Here is a 5,074-nt window from a genome sequence, read left to right as displayed (position 1 = left end):
CCCGGACGGTGCGGAGCGCACCGCTCAAGGGCAGCGAGAGGTGCGGTCCTCCGGGGTCGGACTGCGTACCGGCCACCGGTCGGTGTGGTGGGGCCGCTCATCCGGGCGATGTAGAGGTTCTGTTCGACGTTGGTGTCGGCGGCCCAGCCGGACCAGACGAACCAGCGCTGTCCGCCGAAGGTGAACAGGGTGCCGTCTATGGCCCACTTGTCGTCGGGCAGCGCCAGACGGGTCTCGGCGGTGCACCCGCTGTCGGGGGCGGCCGAGCTGATGACGTACATGCGGTGAGCGGCTCCGCGGCCCGCCGAGAAGTAGATGTAGTACCGGCCGCCGTCCCTCACGATCTCGGGGGCCCACACCTCGCCGAGGCCACGGGTGTCCGCCCAGACCTGGCGGGCCGGTGCCGAGGCCAGCGCCGCCGTCGACGGAGCCAGGCGCACGGCGATACCGCCGCCGGTCGACTGGACCGCGACATACGTGTCGCCGACGCGAAGCACACTCGGGTCGGCGGCGCGCAAACTCGTCCGCTCCGCCCGCGCGGGCGGAGCGGACGTCACAGACAGCACGGCCGCGAGCAGGCCGGCCAGCAGGAAGGCGGCGGCGTTGAAAAGGCGGCGGGACGGCTTCATGACCGCGTTCCGTACTCGATGTCCGCGTCGGTCGAAAGGGTGACGCCAGCATCCGAAGTTGCGCGGGACATGTCAATACGGTCGCGGTTTCCAGGTCCTCCCGGAAGCGATCGGCTCCGAGATCACCGCGGCAATCCCCCTGCCCGAACCGACGGGCGACGCGCGGAGGGCGGTGACGGGGGCGTCTCGAAAGGCCCCGGCGGCCCGCGGTGGACGGGGCGGCACCCGCGCTCCGGCCGTACGGACTCGTCCACGTCCGCGCTCCGGCCGTACGGACTCGTCCACGTCCGCGTTCCGGCCGTGCGGTCGGCGCGGGACCGCCGTCCCCCTCCGTGCCGGGCGGCCTCTCTTTTTCGGGGCGTCCGGCGCAGGTCAGCGCCTTGGCACCGGTCATGGTGACGACCGGTCATATATGGCCGCCCGTATGACCTGTTCACCGGGCCGCCCTTGATCCAGGCTCGCTCTCGCGCCGTGCACCACCGCCCGGCGCAGCCCTCAGGGCAACCCCGTGACGAGGAGAGGTCCCATGAAATCCGCACGTGTGATGGCCGTCGGCGCGACGCTGACGCTCGCGGTTCTCACCGCCGCCGCCCCGGTCCACGCCGACGCACCGACGGCCGCGAGCATCCTGCGGTCCGGCGCGCAGAAAGGCATCGCCGACGGCTACCCGGGCGTGATCGGCCTGGTCCGCTCCGGTGACAGCGCGCAGTACGTATCGGCGGGCACCGGTGACACCGTCACCAAGGTGCCCGCCGATCCGCAGGCGCAGTTCCGGATCGGCAGCAACACCAAGGCGTTCATCGCGACCGTACTGCTGCAACTGGAAGCCGAGGGCAAGCTCTCCCTGGACGACTCCGTCGCCCGGTGGCTGCCGGGCGCCGTCGACGCCAACGGCTACGACGGCAGCCGGATCACCTTGAGGGAGCTGCTCAACCACACCTCGGGCCTCCCGGACTTCCTGCACAACACGTCGTTCTACAACTCCTACGCCGCCAACCGCGAACCGAACCGGGCCTGGCCGCCGCAGACCCTCGTGGACCTGGGTCTCGCGCTGCAGCCGCCCTCCGCCGAACCGGGCGAGAAGTGGGCGTACTCCAACACCAATTACGTGCTGGCGGGCATGGTGATCAAGGCGGTCACGGGAAATGACCCGGCGATCGAGGTCACCCGGCGGATCATCGAGCCGCTCGGTCTGCGGCACACCGTCTTCCCCACCTCCGACCCCACCCTGCACGGCAACTACCTGCACGGCTACGCGTACGCGTGGCTCGGCATGGTGATCACGGACGTCACGGTCTCCAACGTCCAGGGGATGGGTTCGGCAGGCGCGATGGTGTCGACCCTGGACGACCTGGCCGCCTTCACCCGGGCGCTGCTCGACGGGCGGCTGCTGCCGCCCGCGCAGGAGGCCGAGCTGAAGACCACGGTCCCCACCGGGAGCGGTGACATCCGCTACGGGCTGGGCATCAGCCGGCTCCAACTGTCCTGCGGCCAGTGGGTGTGGTCCCACAACGGGGCCGTGCTCGGCTACTTCAGCACGTGGTACGCGGACGACGACGGCGGCAAGCAGGTGCTGGAGGCCAACACCGAATACCACCTCCAGGCACCGACCCGGGGCCAGACGGACACCGACAAGGGCATGCGGGACGCCTTCTGCGCGCTCTGACCGGCCGAACCGTTCGCCCGGGCCGCCGCGTTGCGGACAATGATCACATGGACATTCGATCCCCTCGTATGAGCGAGCTGCCCCTTCTCCAGGACATCGAGAGGGCCGCCGGCCGGCGGTTCCACGACATAGGCATGCCGGAGATCGCCGAGGACGAGCCGCTTCCGCTGGACGAGCTCGCCCGGTACCAGCGCGACGGGAGGGCCTGGGTGGCGGTCGACGCGGCCGGCGTCCCGGTCGGCTACCTGATCGCCGATCTCGTCGACGGCAATTTCCATGTCGAGCAGGTCTCGGTGCACCCCGGCAGCGCCCGGCGGGGGGTGGGCAGGTCCCTGCTCGAGCATCTGGCCGGCCACGCCAGGAGCCGGCAGGCGCCCGCCCTGACCCTCACCACGTTCGCCGACGTCCCGTGGAACGCCTCCTACTACACACGCTGTGGCTTCCGTGTCCTGGCCGAGGACATGCTCACCCCCGGCCTGCGGGAGATTCGGGAGCGGGAGGCGGCCCACGGCCTGGACCGGTGGCCGCGCGTGTGCATGCGCAGGGATCTGTGACGCCGTGGGCGGCCGCCGGGGGCAGTGCGCTTCCGCTCGGTCCACCGCACCGCCCCCGGCCTCACCGCACCGCCCGCAAGCCGCTGAAGCGGCCCGGGGTCAGCTCAGACGGCAGATCGTGTGCGGGTCGGCTCCCTTGGGGCCGGGAGGTGGGCTGAGCTGTGCCTCGCTGCCCGCGGGCCGCCCGCACACGTTCTCCGACCGCACCTCACCGGCGTCGTAGCTGACCCGCACGATCTCGTAACCGTGGCCGCGCTGGTCGGCGTAGGGCCGGCTGCCGGCGAAGCCGACCGTGCCGACCGGAAGGTTCGGAACGGGGTGCCAGCGCAGGTCGGCCCAGGTCTCCGCGGCGGTCTGCGGGACGTCGCCGTTGCGCGCGGCCCGGTACAGGACGGCCGTGGCGCTGTAGGACAGCACCGTCTGCCCGTTGGAGAACAGCGCGTCGGTCCAGGGCCGGGTGGGATCGGCGAGCGCCGTCCGCCGTGCTCCGGGCGGCAGCAACTCCATGAGGACGCGGTGGGCGTCGATGTAGAAACCGGTCCTCGCCGCCAGGTCCATGGGCGCGAGGGCGAAGTGGTAGAGGGTGACCTCGTCCGGGATGCGCAGGGCCTCGCCCTCCTCGTAGTTGCTCTTGGTGAGGTCGTCGCCGGTGAACACGGTGATGCCGCGTCCCGAACAGCCGGGGGTGGAACCGAGTTGGGACATCAGGTTGGGCACGTCCTCGACCCGGCCGGCGAAGTAGAGGGCCTTCGGCACGGGCCGGCTGCCGCAGATGTCGCCGATGGGGGTGGTCAGTTCGGGTTCGCCCTCGGCACTGAGCCGGTACGTCCGCGAGGGCGCGAGGGCGAAGCCCGCCTGGCGCAGCATGCGCTTGCCCACCCTGGCCTGTTCGGTGGTGTAGAAGTCCTTCTCGCTGCCGACCGACCGGGACAGCACGGCGCCCTGGGCGCCCTTCTCCCGGGCGGCCAGCTGACCGGCGACGATCCCCAGGGCGTTCGCCTCCTCCTCGTCGGTGGCGGCGAGCCCGAACCAGTTGGACAGCCTGCGCGCCAGGTGGCTGCCGGAGTTGGTGGTGCTCACCACGGGCAGACCGGCCCCCTTGAGGATGCGGGCGGCCTGCTCGGTCTCGGTGGTGTCGCGTCCCATGCCCACGACGCCGACGACGGAGCGGTCGCGGCGCGCCAGGTCCGCGATGTGCCGGGCCATCGGGACGACGTGCAGCATGTTCTCGTCGGCGTTGGCGAGCAGGACCTTTATCTTGGTCGGCTGATCGGTGCTGACGTTGGCGTAGTGCTGGTAGAGGTACACCCCCGTGATCTCCTCCAGCCCCTTGCGGGTGTCGGCCTGCCTGACGGCGGTGACCGGACCGGCGTAGACGATCGTCACATGGGCGTCGTGCGGTCCGATGGCCGCGTTCTCGGCCCTGATCGCCCGCTCCACCGCGTCGAAGGTGACGCCCTTGCCGGCGCCGGACAGGCTCAGTGTGTTGCCCTGCGCGAGCCGTACGTCCCCGGTGGCGACGCCGACGCACCGGCCGTCGTAGAGGCCGGAGTCGGTGTTGGAGCCGAGCAGCCGGCCCTCGCAGTAGCGTCCGGCGAGGTAGTGGTTGCCGAGGAAGCCCGCGGCCAGGCCGAGCGCGAGGACCACGGCGAGGCAGGGCCGGGACCACAGGAGCCAGGCGGGCGTCCGGCGGATGCGCTCGGTGGAGTGCTGTGCGGAGTGCCGGTGGCGCAGTTCGTCGCCGGGCATCGGGATGTACAGGATCCACGGCAGGGTGGCGGCCCGGCCCGGGGACTGGCCGGCGTTGAGGTTGGTCACCCACCGCTGGTACCTGGCGTCCGCGCCGAAGGTCTCTTCCTCGTCACCGGCGTCGGGGCGGCCGGGTGCGGCGGCCGGCTCCGGGTCGGCGGGGACCTGCGGCCGCAGGCGTTCGGCTGCCGGGACCGCGGCCAGCACGAGCAGGGGATCGACCTCGCTGCGGCGGCTGCGCACGTCGCTGATGGTGCGCAGCAGGAGCAGACCGCCGTCCTCCTCGGTGGCCCTGGGCAGGTACACCACGGGCGGCACGGTGCGCTTGCGGCGGCGCAGGTCCATCGCTCGCGGGCGGAAGTTCTCGCGCAGGTCCTCCAGCAGCGCCAGCACGCGCAGTTCGAGGTGGAACTGTCGTGCCGTCGCGTCGCCCGCCTGCGCCGCGACCACCTGCTGGGCGACGGCGAAGGCGCGGC

The 5,074-nt window shown here is 71.8% G+C and carries 4 protein-coding genes; 2 read left to right on the top strand and 2 right to left on the bottom strand.

What is annotated here, in order from left to right; translation table 11 throughout:
- On the bottom strand, positions 1-629 hold a 629-nt coding region (locus H5J33_RS23080), incomplete at its 3' end, for a family 43 glycosylhydrolase (RefSeq protein ID WP_181796816.1).
- Between the two features lie 526 nt (positions 630-1,155).
- Between H5J33_RS23080 and H5J33_RS23075 the strand changes: the two genes are divergently transcribed.
- Positions 1,156-2,295 (top strand): serine hydrolase, encoded by a 1,140-nt coding sequence (locus H5J33_RS23075; RefSeq protein WP_181796815.1) that lies wholly within the window; start codon positions 1,156-1,158, stop codon positions 2,293-2,295.
- A gap of 47 nt (positions 2,296-2,342) precedes the next feature.
- Positions 2,343-2,849, top strand: a complete 507-nt coding sequence (locus H5J33_RS23070) for a GNAT family N-acetyltransferase (RefSeq protein ID WP_181796814.1) — start codon at positions 2,343-2,345, stop codon at positions 2,847-2,849.
- Positions 2,850-2,948: 99 nt separating this feature from the next.
- Here the strand turns inward: H5J33_RS23070 and H5J33_RS23065 are convergent.
- A partial coding sequence (locus H5J33_RS23065; RefSeq protein WP_258565323.1) for a hypothetical protein occupies positions 2,949-5,074 on the bottom strand: 2,126 nt, incomplete at its 5' end.

Origin of the sequence: Streptomyces sp. WELS2 (genome assembly GCF_013870595.1) — a bacterium.
Lineage (GTDB): Bacteria > Actinomycetota > Actinomycetes > Streptomycetales > Streptomycetaceae > Streptomyces.
This window is presented reverse-complemented; position numbering and strand designations above follow the sequence as displayed.